The organism is Corallococcus sp. CA041A (assembly GCF_003612075.1).
Lineage (GTDB): Bacteria > Myxococcota > Myxococcia > Myxococcales > Myxococcaceae > Corallococcus > Corallococcus exiguus.
In genome coordinates this window covers 1-15,426 of sequence record NZ_RAWF01000239.1, presented here as the reverse complement: position 1 = coordinate 15,426, position 15,426 = coordinate 1, and the positions used below count along the sequence as shown (strand labels likewise).

Genomic DNA, 15,426 nt, shown 5'->3' with positions numbered 1-15,426 from the left:
ACCCGGACCGCCGAGGCGGCGCTCGTCGCGGTGGGCACACTGGGCTGGGATTCGACTTCGCGGTGGGACGCGCAGGGGGCGGGGGAGGTGGCCCGCGTGCTGCTGCTGAATGCGTTGTTGCCCGAGCCCACGCCCGCGGGCCGGGGGGCGCTGGTGGGCGCGGCTGGACGCGTGCTGTCGTCCGTGGAGACCACCCGGCTCGTGTTCTCGCGGGATGCCAGCGCGGCGGAAGTGGTGCGGGCGCGGCTGGCATAGCGGGGGCTCGCGCTCGCCTCGCGTCTGCGTTACAGCGGGCGTGGGAGGCGGACGCTGGTGGCTGAGACGCGGGTGCCGTTGACGGTGATCGCTGGACCCACGGCGTCGGGGAAGACGGCGTTGGCCATCGCCTGGGCTCGCGACGCGGGCGGGGAGATCGTCAGCGCGGACTCGCAGCAGGTGTACCGCGCCTTCGACATCGGCACCGCGAAGCCGTCCGCCGAGGAGCTGGCCGCCGTGCCGCACCACCTGGTCTCCTGCGTGGATCCGCTCGAGCCCTTCTCCGCCGCCGAGTACCAACGCCGCGCGGACGCGGCCATCGCGGACATCGCCTCGCGGGGCCGGCCGGTGTTCATCGTCGGCGGCACCGGCCTGTACCTGCGCATCCTGCTGCACGGCGTGGTGGACGCGCCCGGCGCCCTGCCTTCGCTGCGTGCGGAGCTGGAGACGCTCGCGGCGGAGCAGGGGAGGGAGGCCGTGCACCGCCGGCTGGCCGAGGTGGATCCGGAGACCGCGGCGAAGCTGCCCCCCCAGGACCTGGTGCGCGTCGTCCGCGCCCTGGAGATCCACGCGCAGACAGGCGTGCCCGCGTCCGAGTTCCGCCGCGCCCATGCCTTCGCGCCGGACCGCTATCCCTTCCAGCTCTACGTGCTCGACCCGCCGCGCGAGTCCCTCTACGCCGCCATCAACGCGCGCACGGAGGCGCTCTTCTCCCGGGGGCTCGTGGAGGAGACGCGGGCCTTGCTGGAGCAGGGCTACGCGGACGCGGCGCCCATGCGCAGCGTCGGCTACGTGCAGGCCCGCGCCGTGGTGGAGGGCCGGATGACCCGCGAAGAGGCCATCACCGACACCGCGCAGGAAACCCGGCGCTACGCCAAGCGGCAACTCACCTGGTTCCGCAAGGAGCCCGGCGCGATGTTCCTGCCGCCACCGTACGCTCGTCCTGCCCTCTAGGCGCGGCAGGCCGCCCTGGCCCCTGCTCGCCGTTCCGCCTCATTTCGTCCCGCGGCGCCGATTGTTCGCGCCCGGTCGCGCGCCCATCTTCCACGAGGAAGCGCTACCCCCACCACGTCCACTCCCGGACCGACAGGCGGCCGAGGGCCCGAGGCGGGCAGCCATCACCGTGGAGATCGCCATGCGAACGAACGTTGAACGCGCGCCGGAGACCCGGCCGGACCGTCCCCCCCGGGGAGCCTCCGCCATGTGGGGCGGCCCCTTCCTCCTGGGCCTGCTGACGGCGATCGCGGGGGTCGTGCTGCTGGGCGCCACGTTCTTCACCAGCATGGTCACCGTCTTCTTCGTGGGAATGATGCTGGTGATTGGCGGCGTCCTGGAGATCGCAGCGGCGGTCCGCTCACGCAGCGAAAGCCGGAGCGCCTTCTGGTCCTTCATGCTGGGAGGCGTCCTCACCACCGTGGTCGGCATCCTCACCGTCATGTACCCGGCCGCGGGGCTGGCGTCCCTCACGCTGCTGATCGCCGGCTACTTCTTCGCCAGCGGCCTCTTCCACGTCATCACCTCCGTCATGGACCGCTACTTCCAATGGGGATGGGACCTGGCCTACGGCCTCATCTCCCTGGTCCTGGGCCTCAGCGTCATGGCCAGATGGCCCGCGTCCTCCGTGTGGCTCGTGGGCACGATGGTGGGGCTCGCCGTCTTCTTCCGAGGCATCTCGATGATGTCCGGCTCGCTCATCCTGCGGCGGGGACTGCATCGCGTGGAGGCTTGAGCACCAGGATGACACCCGCTGGCGCTCATTCACTGTGGGTGAAGTAAGGATATCGGCAGGTGAAGTCTCGGCCGGGGACCGGCGCCGGTGCTCGGCGCCGGACCGGTTCGCGGCCTACTTCGTCTTCTTGTGCGCGTCGTCGAACTGGTCAGAGAACTGATCTCGCGACACGTGCTTCAGGTCGCCCTTGGCGTCCGGGCGCTCCAGCGAGAAGTCGTGGATGGTGCCGCGCACCAGGTACTCCTGATCCCGCGCGGAGTTCATGCTCGCGCGCTCGCGGTAGGTGAAGCTGGGCTTCGTCGGATCCACGCCGACGTCCGCGAGGATCGGCCGCTCGTGGGGCTCCGGCTGCCACACTGGCGTGCCGGGCTGGCTGCGGTTCACGGCCGTCTCTTCCAGGCCCGGATGCGTGGACGTGCGGATGTCCCGCTGGATGTCGAACTGATCGAAGACGTCCCCGCCCTTCGCGTCGCGCGCCGGGTTGTGGACGATGCGGCTCTGGCCGTAGTCCGGGTTGTCCACGAGCTTCTTCTCCGTGGCCTGGCCATCCACGCCCACGGGCACGCCGCTGAAGGACGTGAAGGGCGAGTGGGCCTTCGTCTCCTTCGCGCCGTCCACGTGCGCGGTCAGCGTCACCGTGCGGTCCTTCGCGTCCACCGGCTGCAGCTTGCCGTCGCGGTCGATGGCCGACTTCGGCGTGTCGTACTTCGGCTGGACCTCGTTGAAGGGGAAGTTGTCCCGGCGGGTCAGCTCCACTTCCGGCCGGATGCGCGGCGCGAACTGGTTGTTGCCGCCGTCACGCCGATCCTCGACGTCCATGATGTCGCTCATGATGTCGTGCTGCTGGAACTTGATCCGGTTCTGCTCGGCGCGGAGCTTGAGCGCCTGATCCTCCTGCGACGGGACCTTCGTGGAGAACGAACGGGTGAACTCCGGCGCGTGCTTGAGCAACCGGGACGACGTCTGACCGGCGCGAAAGAGCTTCGAGGCGAGCATGAGGGATTCCCTTTTGATGGAGCATGAAGTGCGAGGCTTCATGCGTTTGTAGGGATTATCCCGTCAGCGTGATTGTGGTTGCGTGCAGGTAGGTGTCAGGACGCAAAACGGTCTTCGCCGAATGTTTCCGCGACCGAGGGGCGGATGACGTCGCGCAGCGAGCCGAGCGGGTCCGGCACGCGGCCGGTGAGCTGGCACAGGAGGCGGTCCGGGTTCACCGGCTTGGGCAGGAAGGCCTCCGCCCCCGCGTCGAGCGCGCGCTGACGCACGTGCGGACGGTTGAGGCCGCTCATCACCAGCACTCGCGTGTCGCGGGTGAGCGGGTGCTGCTTGAGGCCTTCACACAGACGCAGGCCGTCCACCCAGTGCAGCACCACGTCCAACAGGATGGCGGTGGGCGGACGGCGCGCCACCGCGCAGAACAGCGCCAGCTCGTCCGCGAAGGACACCACGCGCGCGCCGGTGCTCTCCAACAGCAGCGTGAGCGCCTCGCGAGTGTCCGCGTCGTCGTCCACCACGTAGTAGAGGTCCGGCTCCACCTCCGGTACCAGCGTGGGCACGGGCTCGATGGGCGTGCGCAGCCACGAGCCCACCACTTCCCGCACGCCCGACCAGCGCGCCGCGGACAAGAGACCCAGCGGAGTAGGGGAGCTCAACCCCAGCACGCCACCGCCGTACACGCCGCCCGCCGTGTGCTTCGCGCGCGCCGCGACGAACGCCGCCGGAGCCCGCTTGCCCGCGCGGCGCAGCCACGTGAGGGAGCGCGCACCCGCCGCCGCGTCCTCCATCAGCTCGCCCAGCCCGTCGCGCACGTAGCGGCGCTCCAGCGACGGTGCGTCCAGCCCGCCATCCAGCAGCGCCACCGCGGCGCGGCTGCACGACGCCAGCGTCTCCGACAGGCCCACCTGCAGCGGGTGGCCGAAGGCCGCGGGGCCCACCACCAGCTGCCCGGGCGCCACCAGCGTGCGGCCGGGGCCGAAGGGCAGGCGCGTCGTCTCCAGGGTGGTCAGCTCGAAGCCCTCATCGAGCAGGCCATCGCGCGCGGCCATCATCAACACCTGGCACAGGTCCGCGGGCGTCACCGCCGCGCCAAAGGCCAGCGCGTACACGGACGACGCACCCGGGATGAGGAACAGCGCATCCACGGAAGGCAGCGGCGCCACCCACAGCCGCGCCACCGGCGCCAGGTCCCGGCCCGGCATCCCACCCTGGATGCGTGCCTGCACCGCCGGCATGGACGGCGCCGGCTTGAAGCCCTTGAAGAAGGCGTCACCCAAGAGCGGCCCCGCGCCCGCGGCCAGCGCCACCGCGTGGAAGCGCTCGCCGCTGCCCTGTGCGCGGACGACCAGGGGGCCCGCGTTGCGCACCGCCGTGGGCGCGTCCGGTGCGGGCGCCTGGCGCTCAACTCGCTCCACGTGGCGGTTCACGAACCGGGCGCCCTGCGCGCTGGCCGCCGTGGACAGCACGTGGCGCACCATGTCCAGGCCGCCTTCGCCTCGGGGCCAGCCATCCACGACCCAGAGGCCGCCGGCCGCGCAGGGCAACAGCTCGCGTTCGCCCTGGGAGATGATCTCCACGCCGCGCAGCTCGTGCGCGCGCCACTCCGGAGGAATCCGGCAACCCAGCGCGGCGAGCCGCGAGCGGCACTCCGGCGTGAGCAGGGCAGGGGGCGCGGTGCGCTCCTCGGTGCCTCCCGCGTAGACGCGCACGTCCAGGGCCACGCCCCGCGCACGGCCGTTGAAGAGAAGAGAGGCCGCCAGCCCCGCCCCGGCGATGCCGCCGCCGACGATCGCCACCCTCGAACCACTCGCCAGCTTGCTGGTTCCGCTCATCGCGCGCCCTCGTTCCCTTCCCGCCGTCAGTGCCGCTGCGCCGCCGGTGAGTGGACCGACTGGCCGTACACCACCACCCGGTCGCGCCCCTCCCGCTTGGCCTCGTAGAGCGCGGCGTCCGCCGCCTTCAGCAAGGCCTCCGTGCTCTCACGCGGGGAGTCGGCCGTGTGGTCCGCCACGCCCACGCTGATGCTCAACCCGAAGGGCGCCGGGCGCCCGTCACCGCGCTGCACGTTCACGCCGCGCAGCTCCGTTCGCAGGCGCTCCGCGAACACCGCGGCCTCATGCGACGTCTGGTGCGGCAGCAGCACGACGAACTCGTCTCCGCCGAAGCGCGCCGCGAAGTCGGACTCGCGCAGGTTGCCCTGCATCAGCGTGGCCAGGGCCAGGATGGCGCGGTTGCCCACGTCGTGGCCCATGCCGTCGTTGATGGCCTTCAGGTGATCCAGGTCGATGACCACCACGCTCATCGCGTAGCCGTAGCGCAGGGCGCGCTTGAACTCGTCCTCCAGCCGCACCGACAGCGCCCGGAAGTTCGCCAGGCCCGTGAGCGCGTCCGTCTGCGCCAGCACCTGGAGCTTGCGCTGCTGCTCGCTCTGGCGAACCGCGCGGTCGATGCGGGCGAGCAGTTCGCGCGAGCTCGCCGGCTTGTGGATGAAGTCCACGGCGCCCATCTCCAGGCATCGCTCCAGGGTCGCTTCGTCCGCGTCCCCCGTGAGGAAGATGACCGGCACCATCTCCGTGCGCACGTCGCCCTGGAGCGTCTCCAGGACCGCCAGCCCATCCCCGGAGGGCAGGAAGCGATCCAGCAGCACCAGGTCCGGGCGGTGCTCGCGCGCCAGCTCCACGCCCGCGTCCGCGTCCGAAGCGGCCAGCACGTCGAAGCGTGGAGCGAGCAGGTCCATCAGGCCTTCGCGTACGCCGGTGTCGTCCTCGATGATGAGCAGGAGCGCGCGCTCACTGCTGCGGCCGTGCCGTTCCATGAACTGGTTCGCTCCGCTCGCCTGACCCGAAATGGCAGGCCGAAAGTCTCGGGCGCCACGCCCTTCCAGGTGCTCCCCACGCCCTTGCGCCCCACGCGCACCCGCCGCCGCCTCGTCCTGCAAGCACCCACCCACCCATCCAAACTTCACCCGAGACCTCCGGCTGCCAAGCCCGTCCGCCTCCGCGGGGGCTTTGGGAACCATCCGTTCCGATCACCCGCGTGCCCCTGCCCGAGAGCAAGCCTTGTGCCCCGCGCTTCACCCGCGGGACGGCCTCTTTTCAGGGGGTTGCATGGGGGCCGGCGAGACAGCCAACAAGACAGCCGGAAGACGTTGCAGCGTGGAGCCCGCGCGCACGGTAGGAATTGCCGGACGCGGGTCGCTCCGGCGCCGTGCGCGGAGGTGGGGTGGAGCGGCTGATCCGTTGGGAACTCCCCGGAAGCGCGCTCAACGAGGCGCCTCGACGGGGTTGCTGCAAGCAGCGAAAGGGGGCCCTGGCGCCATTGCATTGGCGCCGGGCCGTCACTCCGCCGGGACTTCAGCGCCGGTTCGTGAACTGCACGCGGCGACCACCACCCGCGGGAGGCATCATCGGCGGCGCCTCCAGGCCGAACTGCCACCAGAGCGGCTCGTAGGGCTTCATCTTCAGGCGCTTGTCGTTCTGCAACTGAGCGAGGCTGCCCTTGAGCTTCTCGTCGGAGGGGTTCTGCTCCACGCCGCGCGCGAGCACGCGCTGGGCGCTGTCCTTGTCCTTCAGCTGGAGGAGGCACCACGCGTACGCGGCCCAGACGATGGATTCCTTCTTGCCGCTCTTCACCGCGGCCTCGAAGGAGGTCTTCATGGCGGGCACGTCATTGCGGCGGAAGTGCAGGGCGCCCTCCATGGCCTTGGCCATGTAGTTGCGGCCGCTGGCCTTCTCCAGGTGGGGCTTCGCGCCGTCCAGGTCCTTCACCATGTACTTCAGCATCCCGATCTGAGCGTGGAGCTCCGGCCCGATCAGGAACTGCCACTTGTCCCAGACGAGGCCCTGCTCCAGCGTCTTGACGGCGCGGTCCACGCGCCCCTGGGCCTCCTTCTGGTTGGCGGGCTGACCCTGGAGATCATTCTGCACCGTCGTCATCAGCGCCTGGACCCGGGTGGAGACCCGGCGGGCGAGCACGATGTAGGCAGCGAAGAAGACGATGACGCCGGGCACGATGCCGGCCCACCACGAGAAGCCGCCGGCGAACTTCACCAGCACGCCGACCGCCAGCCCGATGGCCAGGGAGATGAGGAGGTTGTACATGCGCTGCCCCTTTAGCGGTGTGCGTGGACAGCCGCAATCTTCGGATGCACACGAACCGAAGGCGCGATATACGTTCGGCCGCCTCGCTCACACCCAAGGGGCCCTCTGTCGAAATTGGTAGACGAGGCGGACTCAAAATCCGCTGCGGCTGACCCCGCGTCCCGGTTCGAGTCCGGGGAGGGCCATCTTCAAACGCAGACCCGGCGCCCGAGATGCCGTCGTTCACGGGCCGCCCGAACGTGAAAGCGCTCCCCTGTTCCCCGCGCTGGAAGATGCGATGAAGGTCCTGCTGGTCGAGGATGATCCGAGCCTCCGCGAAGGAATGGGAGAGCTGGTCTCCGAGCTGGCGGACGTGCAGGCGGTGGGCACCCTCGACGAAGCGCTGCGCGCCCTGGCGGCGGGCCGCTTCGAGCTGGTGATGACCGACATGCGCATCGCCGGGGGGCACACGGACGGCCGGGGCGTCCTGGAGGCCGCGCGCCGGCAGCGCCACCCGGTGGCCATCGTCAGCGCCGCCAGTCAGGACGAGGTCGCCCAGGTCCTGCACCCCTCGGTGCCGGACGCGCTGCTGATCAAGCCCTTCCAGGTCGACGACATCATGGAGCTGGTGGAGCGCTTCCTGACGCTCAAGCGCCAGGTGGTCGCCGCCTCCCAGGCGCCCGTGGACGGGGACTCACCGGAGTGGATTGAATCATCACCCGGAGTGAAGTGTGCCGGTTCGGCGCCGGACAGCGACCGGATGTGGATGCGGTTGGCCGCCGAAGCCGCCTTTCCCTGGAGCCGTTCCCGGTCCGCCCATGGGGTCCTCCTGTTGGAGGGCGACCTGGAGCTGGACGGCGAGCGTTATTCGGCACCGTGCTACCTGTTCCTCTCCCAGGGCGCGTCGCCCCAGGTGAAGACGTGGGCCGGTGCGCTGGCCGTGTGCGTTCCGCTGCGCGGCTAGGCAAAGAGGTCACCCGTGGACATTCCCCTCTGGCCCACGCCGCATGAGCCGTCACGTCTGGGGCGTCCGTCCCGGCGCGCGGCCACCGCGGCGGTGGAGACGCACATCGCTGTCCTCAAGGGCGAGCCGCTGAAGGCCGCGCTCGCCACCGCGCTGAGGGAGGCGGAAGGGCTGGGCGGACAGGAGCGGCGCTTCGTGGCCCTGGCGGCGCGCGAGCTGTCCCGGCACACGCGGCTGTTGGACCTGGCGGCGCGGCAGCTGGGGCATTCCCCGGGCAAGCACGCGCTCACGGAAGATACAGCGCTGGTGCGCTACACGCTCTGGCGGCGCCTCTTCTGTGGCGAGGGCTGGGCGCGCATCGGGCCGGAGGTGAAGCTGCCGGGGCCAGTGCGGCCGCGCACGCTGCATGACGCGGTGCTGGAGGGGCTGGCGACGAAGCCCCTGGCGGAGCCCGCCGCGGCGGAGGGCTCGGAGGCCATCGTCGAGCGGCTGGCCACCCGGTACTCGTTCCCCGGTTGGCTCACGCAGCGGCTGGCGCAGGTGTATCCGGAAGGAACGCTCGCGGGGCTGATGGCGTCCCTGGATGAGGAGCCGTCGCTGCACTTCCGCGCGCGGCCCCCGGGCACTCGCGACGCGGTGCTCGCGGCGCTGGCGGAGGAGGGCGTGGCGGTGGAGGCGGTGCCCTGCGCTCCGGACGCGCTGCGGGTCGCGGACTCCAGCCACCGCATCTTCGAGTCGCGGACGATGAAGGCCCGGCGGCTCCAGGTGCAGGACGTGGGCAGTCAGCTCATCGTCCTGGCGTGCCTGCCTCCCGGGGCGACCTTGGAGGGGCTCGCCGTGGCGGACGTGTGCGCGGGGGCTGGCGGCAAGACGCTGGGGCTCGCGGACCTGGTGGGCGCGAAGGGGAAGGTGCTCGCGGGAGACCGCTCCAAGCGGCGGCTCTCGGACGCGCGCGACCGGGTGCGCGAGTTCGGACTGAAGCAGGTGACGTTCCCGCACCCGGTGCCACTGGAGGCGGTGGACGTGGTGCTGGTGGACGCGCCGTGCAGCGGCACGGGGTCCCTGGCGCGCGAGCCGGATCAGAAGTGGAAGCTGTCCGCGAAGGCCATCACGGAGTTCCAGGCCACGCAGTCCAAGCTGCTCGCGGAGGTGGCCGCGCAGGTGAAGCCGGGGGCGCGCATCATCTACGCCACGTGCTCCGTGCTGCCGGAGGAGAACGACGCGGTGGTGGAGGGCTTCCTCCAGAAGCACCCGGGCTTCGCCCTGGAGCCGGTGGGGGAGGGCTGGGCGCCAGAGCTCCAGGTGGGCGTGGACGGTCCCTACCTGCGCGCCCTGCCGCCCTGGGTCCCTGGCGGGGGCTTCTTCGCTGCCCGGCTGGTCCGCAAGGCGGGTTGACAGTCGCCGAGCCGCCACGTTACGCACGAACGACCTTCTCCTCTCCCGAGGGTGACAGCCGTGGCGGCAGATCCGAAGCAGAACGAAGTGATGCAGCAGATCAACGAGGCCTTCCAGGCGGCCGAGGCCAAGCTGGCCAAGCTGCGGGAGGCCGTCGAGCGCAACACGGAGCTGGCGCGGGCCAACGGCAAGGCGGCCTTCCTCAAGGACAAGAAGGAGCAGACCCACCGCGAACTGGGCGAGGCCGTCTGGCAGTCCGTCCAGGCAGGCCGGCTGGAGCTGCCCGCGAGCTTTGCCCGGCTGCTGCAGAACATCGCGGCGGCGGAGAAGGCGGCGGCGGACCACGCCGCGTCCCTCACCGACCTGCTTCGGGAAGGAGAAGAGGTGGCGGATCGTTTGAAGGTAAAAACCGTCGCGAAGCCGCAAAAAGTTGTGGCGTCCGGAACGAAGAAGCCGTAGAAGTCGCGCCGCCTCACGGCACGGACCGCCCCCCACGGCGGAACGGGCAGCACGCAGTAGAAGAGACGGGGCTATAGCTCAGCTGGGAGAGCGCTTGAATGGCATTCAAGAGGTCACCGGTTCGATCCCGGTTAGCTCCACACTGAATTGAGAGAGGCCCGCGAGAGAAATCTCGCGGGCCTTTCGCTTTTGGGGCCTCCGACAGAGGGGGCCGCGTCTCGGCGCCCTCGCTACGGGTTCGCCGGGACGTCGCGGGGAAGCCGCACGGTGAAGGTGGTCCCCGCCTCGGCGGTGGACTCCACGGTGATGATGCCCCCGTGGGCCTCCACCAGCTTCTTCACGATGTAGAGCCCCAGGCCGATGCTCCGGCTGCTGTGATCCACCTCGCCGCTGGGGCGCTGCAGCGGCTGGAAGAGGCGGCCCATTCGCTCCGGGGGGATGGGGGCGCCCGCGTTGTGGATGGACAGCGTCACGGTGTCGGCCGTGCCGTGGGTCTCCACCCGGACGGCGGAATCCCGAGGGCTGTACTTCAGCGCGTTGGTCACCAGGTTCTGGGCCAGCTGCCCCAGCCGGTCCGGGTCCCACGCGCCCAGGCCACTGCCGCTCCGGCGCCGGCGGATCTCCCGGTCCGGGTGCGTGGCTTCAATCTCCTCCAGCACGCCGTCCACGATTTCGTGCAGGTCCGATGCGCGCCGCTGGATGTGCAGCCCGCCGCCCAGGCGCGCCTGGGTGAAGTCGAGCAGGTCGCGGATCATCCGGTGGGCCCGCTCGGCGGCGGACTGGATGCGGCTGACGGCCTTGGTGCTGCGCTCGTCCAGCTCCTCGCGGCGCATCAGGCTGGCGGCGCCCAGGAGGATGGCGCTCACGGGGTTGCGCAGGTCGTGGCTGACGATGCCGATGAGCTGCTGTTCGAAGTCCGCGCGCTGCTGCTGCTGGGCCTGGGCCTGGCGCAGCTCGTGGACGTCCATGGAGGTGCCCACCCACTTGGTGATCCGGCCCTCCGCGTCCCTCACGGACAGGGCGCGCACCAGGTGCCAGCGGTACAGGCCGTCCCGGTAGCGCACCCGGTGCTCGGACTGGAAGCGGTCGCCGCGCAGCAGGGCCTCCCCCCAGGCCTGGGCGCTGGAGGCAAGGTCGTCGGGATGGATGACGTGCCGGTAACCCCGGTCCAACAGCGTCTCCGCGCTCACGCCGGTCTCCTCCGTCAGCACGCCGTTCACGTAGATGACCGAGCCATCCGGGGCGGTGACGAAGACGGCCTCCGGCAGCGCCTCCGCGAGCGTGCGGAACTCCTCCTCGCTGCGGCGCAGGGCGTCCTCCGCGGCCTTGCGCAGGGTGACGTCCTGCATGGCGCCCACCATGCGGATGGCGGTCCCGGCCTCGTCGCGCACCACCCAGCCACGGTCCTCCACCTGGGCATAGGTGCCATCCGCCTTGCGGAAGCGGTACTCGGCGCGCCAGTCGCTGCCTTCGGGCGCGTCCGCGAGGGCGTGCAGGCTTTCGACGGCCTGCGCGCGGTCCTCTGGATGGACGGCGTCCGTCCACCAGTCCAGCTCGGGGGGCACCGCGTCGAGCGGGTAGCCGAAGAGCGTGTGGACGCCCTCGCTCCAGGTGAGCTGCTGGGTACTCAGGTCCAGGTCCCAGACGGCGTCCTTCGTGGCCCGGGTGGCCAGCCGGTAGCGCGTCTCCGACAGCTTGAGCGCCTGGAGCAGCTCCTCGCGTTGGGCGCGGGCCCGCGCGGCGTTCACCGTTCCCTCCAGGCGGGCCACCAGCTCGCGCACGCCGAAGGGCTTCACCAGGTAGTCGTCCGCGCCGGCGGTGAGGCCCTCCACCTTCGCCTCCTCGCCCGCGCGCGCGGACAGGAGGATGACGGGGACGTGCGCCGTGCGCGGATCCGACTTCAGCGCGCGCATGAGCCCGAAGCCGTCCAGCCCCGGCATCATCACGTCCGACAGCACCACGTCTGGTGGATGCGCCCGCACCGCGGCCAGGGCGGAGGCGCCGTCCGCCACCGACTCCACCGTGAAGCGGCCCTCCAGCGACCGCCGCACGTAGTCGCGCATGTCCGCGTTGTCGTCCGCCACGAGCACGTGCCCCCGCACGACTCCCGGGGGCGCCTCCGGGACGGGCACGGGAGCGGGCGCTTCCTCCGCGTCCGACAGCCACTGCTCCGCCTCCTGAACGAAGACCTCCGGATTCGGGGCCCGGACGGCTTCCCGCGAGGAATGCCTCAGCTGCTCGGGCGGCAGGTGCGCCGTGCCGGTGGGCAGGGACACGGTGAAGGTGCTGCCCCGGCCCAGCGTGCTCTCCACGGCGACGCGGCCGCCGTGCAGCTCCACCAGCTCCCGCACGAGCGCCAGCCCGATGCCGCTGCCTTCATGGCTTCGGCCCCGCGCGCCCTCCACCCGGTGGAAGCGGTCGAAGACGCGGGGCAGCTCGTGCGCGGGGATGCCCGTGCCCGTGTCGCTGATGGACAGCTCCACCCGGCCTTCCTGCTCGCGGAGCCGGACGGTGAGGGCGCCGTGGAAGGTGAACTTGAAGGCGTTGGAGAGGAGGTTGAGGACGACCTTCTCCCAGAGATCGCGGTCCACCCAGACGGGGGTGGACAGGGGAGGGCAGTCCACCTGGAGCCCCAGCTCCGCCTTCTTCGCCAGCGAGTCGAACGCGCTCGCGAGCCCCGCGGTGAGCGGCCCCAGGTCCGTGGGCTCGAAGGTGGCCCGCATGCGGCCCGCCTCCAGGCGGCTGAAGTCGAGCAGGCTGTTCACCAGCTTGAGCAACCGCTGGCTGTTGCGCTGGACGAGCGCCAGCCGCTCGCGGTGCGCGGGCTGTAGCGGGCGCTCCCCGTCCGCGAGCACGTCCCCCAGCGGCCCCAACATCAACGTCAGCGGCGTGCGGAACTCGTGGCTGACGTTGGAGAAGAAGGCCGTCTTCGCCCGGTCCAGCTCCTCCAGGGCCTCCGCCTGCCGCCGGGCGTCCTCATGCGCGCGGGCCCCGGCGATGGCGGCGCCCAGGCTCCCGGCGACGAGCTCCAGGAACGACTGGTACGACGCATCCGCGGGCACCCGCGGGGACATGCCCAGCACGAGCACGCCCGTGGGATTCGACTCGCCGGGGCGGGCCATGGGCAGGACGAGCGCGGAGCCCGGCTGTGGCACGCCGTCCCGCAGGGGGAGGGGACCGAAGCGGGCCGCGAGTCCCTGGACCCGCTCGGCCTGCCCGGAGCGGATCACCTGGGCCAGCGGCCAGGAGGAGGCCGCGCCCGGCTCCAGGCCCACCTCCTTGGGGCAGAAGGCGCCGTCCGCCTCCAGGCCCATGCGCCCCTCCAGCCGCGCCCGGGCGCCGTCCGCGTCCACGCGGTAGAGCAGCGCGAACGGCAGGTCCGCGGGGTTGGTGGCGAGCGCCTCCAGGCCACGCGTGGAGGCGTCGTGGACCTTGAGGCTTCCGCCCGCGCGTGAAGCCACCTCCTGCAGTGTCCGGAGGCGGCGCGCGTCCAGCACCTGGCTGGTGGTCTCCACCACCGTGTCGAGCACGCCGTTGATGGCCCCGGATTCGTCGCGGACGGGGCTGTAGGCGAAGGTGAAGTAGGTCTCCTCCAGGAAGCCGTTGCGCTCCATGAAGAGGCACTGGTTCTCCGCCATGATGGCGCGGCCCTCGCGGCGGACCTGCTCGACCCACGGACCAATCTCGTCCCAGATCTCCGTCCAGACCTCGCGCCCGGGCCGCCCCATGGCGAAGGGGTGCTTGTTGCCCAGGATGGGCAGGTAGGCGTCGTTGTAGAGCTTCACCGCGTCCGGCCCCCAGAACACCATCATGGGGAAGCCCGAGTTCAGGCAGACGCTGGCGATGGTGCGCAGGGACTGCGGCCAGGAGGACACCGGACCCAGCGGGGTCTTGGACCAGTCCATGGAGCGCATCAGGGCGCCCATCTCGCCACCTCCGGCGAGCACCTCCCGGGCCGCCGCGCGGTCGGCGTCGTCCGGCCGGGGCGCGGGTGCGTTCGCACCGTGCCCACCGGACGTCCTGGAACCGTGGCTCATCCCCGTTGCGTAATCGAAGCCCCTCTGTGGGGCCAGGGGAGGAACGTGGAGGCCGGCCGCTCCAGCGCCTGCCAGCCCGCCAGCGTTCACGGCGAAACGGTCCCGTAAGCCTGGCGCCCATCCCGCGAAGTGCCAGGCCGGGAAGGGCGCCACGCATGACCGTGCGCGGGGACTACTTGCCCGCGAAGACGTTCATCACGTCCTTGAGCAGCTTGAGCGACTCGCCGTGGGGACGCTGGAAGGCGTTGCGGCCCATGATGGAGCCGAAGCCGCCGCCCTGGTGGATCTGCTTGATGTCCTCCATGAGGGCGGACGTCTCCTTCGCCTCGCCGCCGGAGAAGATGACGATGCGCTTGCCGTTGAACGCGGAGCGCACCACCTCGCGCACGCGGTCCGCAAGCGTCTTGGTGGAGATGTTCGCCTTCTCGAAGGCCTTCTTCGCCTCCGCCTGCTCCAGGAAGTCCGTGGGCGGCTTCACCTTGATGATGTGCGCGCCCATCTGCGCGCTGATCTGCGCCGCGTACGCCACCACGTCGATGGCCGTCTCGCCCTCCTTGCTCAGGGCGCCGCGCGGGTAGGCCCAGAGCACCGTGGGCAGGCCGTAGGACTTGGCCTCCGCGATGATGTCGCGCAGGTCTTCATACTGCTCGTTGCGGGCCGCGGAGCCCGGGTAGATGGTGTAGCCCACGGCCGCGCAGCCCAGTCGCACCGCGTCCTTCACGGACGACGTCACCGCGGACATGGGCGCGGCCGTCTTGGCCAGCGAGTCGGAGTTGTTCACCTTCAGGATGAGGGGAATCTCACCGGCCAGCTTGCCCGCGATGGCCTCCAGGAAGCCCAGCGGCGCCGCGTACGCGTTGCAGCCGGAGTCGATGGCCAGCTGCGCGTGGTAGTCCGGATCATACCCGGCGGGGTTGGGACCGAAGGAGCGCGCGGGGCCGTGCTCGAAGCCCTGATCCACCGGCAGGATGACCAGCTTGCCCGTGCCCGCGAGCGTGCCGTGGTTCAGCAGGCGCGCCAGGTTCGTCAACGTGCCGGGATTGTCGGAGGGATACCAGGAGAGGATCTGCTTGACGCGGTCGGTGTAGGCCATGGGTTTTCCTTGAAGGAAGGCGTCGAAACTGGCGCGGGATTCTGCGGTCCTTGTCCGCGCCCACCAAGCACTGTCTGAACGGAATGTCCGCGACTGTCACGCCCTCTACGCGCCTTCCCGCGCGAGCCGACTGGAGGGAAGCCGACATCCGGACCCCCGGGAAGGTGCACAGAAATGCTGCGCCGTCGCGGGCTTCCGGATATGCCCGGCGGCACACGAGGCGGACCACAGCATGGGCAGAGAAGTCGGCAGGGTCGTCGCAGTGGCAATGATGCTCACCGGTGGCGTGGCGGGCGCGCAGATCTCGCCCACGACAGCCCCCTCGAATGCTCCTGGAACGGGGGCGCCGGGGACCGCGGCTCCCTCGCCCGGCAACCTGTCCCCGGGCACCGTGCCCACCCCTTCGCCTGGCACCACCC

At 71.0% G+C, this 15,426-nt stretch carries 11 protein-coding genes, 2 tRNA genes and 2 pseudogenes; 9 read left to right on the top strand and 6 right to left on the bottom strand.

The window, feature by feature from the left end; all coding sequences use genetic code 11:
• The 3 genes and pseudogenes from D7V77_RS32380 to D7V77_RS32370 form a co-directional block, all read left to right on the top strand.
• Window positions 1-255 (top strand): annotated as a pseudogene (locus tag D7V77_RS32380) (hypothetical protein); the annotation flags it as partial.
• A gap of 72 nt (window positions 256-327) precedes the next feature.
• Window positions 328-1,209 (top strand): tRNA (adenosine(37)-N6)-dimethylallyltransferase MiaA, encoded by an 882-nt coding sequence (miaA, locus tag D7V77_RS32375; RefSeq protein WP_120580139.1) that lies wholly within the window; start codon window positions 328-330, stop codon window positions 1,207-1,209.
• Window positions 1,210-1,390: 181 nt separating this feature from the next.
• Window positions 1,391-1,984, top strand: a complete 594-nt coding sequence (locus D7V77_RS32370; protein WP_233597367.1) for an HdeD family acid-resistance protein — start codon at window positions 1,391-1,393, stop codon at window positions 1,982-1,984.
• 114 nt (window positions 1,985-2,098) lie between these two features.
• Here D7V77_RS32370 and D7V77_RS32365 read toward each other — a convergent pair whose 3' ends face one another.
• The 4 genes from D7V77_RS32365 to D7V77_RS32350 all read right to left on the bottom strand — a co-directional run bounded on the left by D7V77_RS32365 (window position 2,099) and on the right by D7V77_RS32350 (window position 7,080).
• Window positions 2,099-2,980: a hypothetical protein gene (locus D7V77_RS32365; protein WP_120580136.1), complete on the bottom strand. Its 882-nt coding sequence runs from the start codon at window positions 2,978-2,980 to the stop codon at window positions 2,099-2,101.
• 95 nt (window positions 2,981-3,075) lie between these two features.
• Window positions 3,076-4,812 carry a two-component system response regulator gene (locus D7V77_RS32360; protein ID WP_120580135.1) on the bottom strand — a complete coding sequence of 579 codons (1,737 nt, stop codon included), beginning with the start codon at window positions 4,810-4,812 and terminating at the stop codon, window positions 3,076-3,078.
• A gap of 26 nt (window positions 4,813-4,838) precedes the next feature.
• On the bottom strand, window positions 4,839-5,795 hold the full coding sequence (locus D7V77_RS32355) for a diguanylate cyclase (protein WP_120580134.1): 957 nt from the start codon (window positions 5,793-5,795) through the stop codon (window positions 4,839-4,841).
• Window positions 5,796-6,333: 538 nt separating this feature from the next.
• Window positions 6,334-7,080, bottom strand: coding sequence for a M48 family metallopeptidase (locus D7V77_RS32350; RefSeq protein ID WP_120580133.1), 747 nt, complete (start codon window positions 7,078-7,080; stop codon window positions 6,334-6,336).
• A 99-nt stretch (window positions 7,081-7,179) separates the two neighbouring features.
• On the opposite strand from D7V77_RS32350, the gene D7V77_RS32345 reads away from it, so the two are divergent.
• The 5 genes from D7V77_RS32345 (at window position 7,180) to D7V77_RS32325 (ending at window position 10,017) form a co-directional block, all read left to right on the top strand.
• Window positions 7,180-7,265 (top strand) — tRNA-Leu (locus D7V77_RS32345).
• A gap of 92 nt (window positions 7,266-7,357) precedes the next feature.
• Complete coding sequence (locus D7V77_RS32340; RefSeq protein ID WP_120580132.1) at window positions 7,358-8,023, top strand: response regulator; 666 nt, start codon at window positions 7,358-7,360, stop codon at window positions 8,021-8,023.
• Window positions 8,024-8,038: 15 nt separating this feature from the next.
• A complete protein-coding gene (locus D7V77_RS32335; RefSeq protein WP_199733926.1) occupies window positions 8,039-9,418 on the top strand; it encodes an RsmB/NOP family class I SAM-dependent RNA methyltransferase in 1,380 nt (459 codons plus the stop codon).
• Window positions 9,419-9,478: 60 nt separating this feature from the next.
• The gene (locus tag D7V77_RS32330; protein WP_120580131.1) at window positions 9,479-9,877 is read left to right on the top strand and encodes a hypothetical protein; all 399 of its coding nucleotides are present in this window, start codon (window positions 9,479-9,481) and stop codon (window positions 9,875-9,877) included.
• A gap of 67 nt (window positions 9,878-9,944) precedes the next feature.
• Window positions 9,945-10,017, top strand: a tRNA-Ala gene (locus tag D7V77_RS32325).
• 90 nt (window positions 10,018-10,107) lie between these two features.
• Here the strand turns inward: D7V77_RS32325 and D7V77_RS32320 are convergent.
• The gene (locus D7V77_RS32320; RefSeq protein WP_120580130.1) at window positions 10,108-13,914 is read right to left on the bottom strand and encodes an ATP-binding protein; all 3,807 of its coding nucleotides are present in this window, start codon (window positions 13,912-13,914) and stop codon (window positions 10,108-10,110) included.
• Between the two features lie 172 nt (window positions 13,915-14,086).
• Window positions 14,087-15,007 (bottom strand): class I fructose-bisphosphate aldolase, encoded by a 921-nt coding sequence (locus D7V77_RS32315; RefSeq protein ID WP_120580129.1) that lies wholly within the window; start codon window positions 15,005-15,007, stop codon window positions 14,087-14,089.
• 232 nt (window positions 15,008-15,239) lie between these two features.
• Between D7V77_RS32315 and D7V77_RS45065 the strand changes: the two are divergent.
• Window positions 15,240-15,426: pseudogene (locus D7V77_RS45065) on the top strand (transporter); the annotation flags it as partial.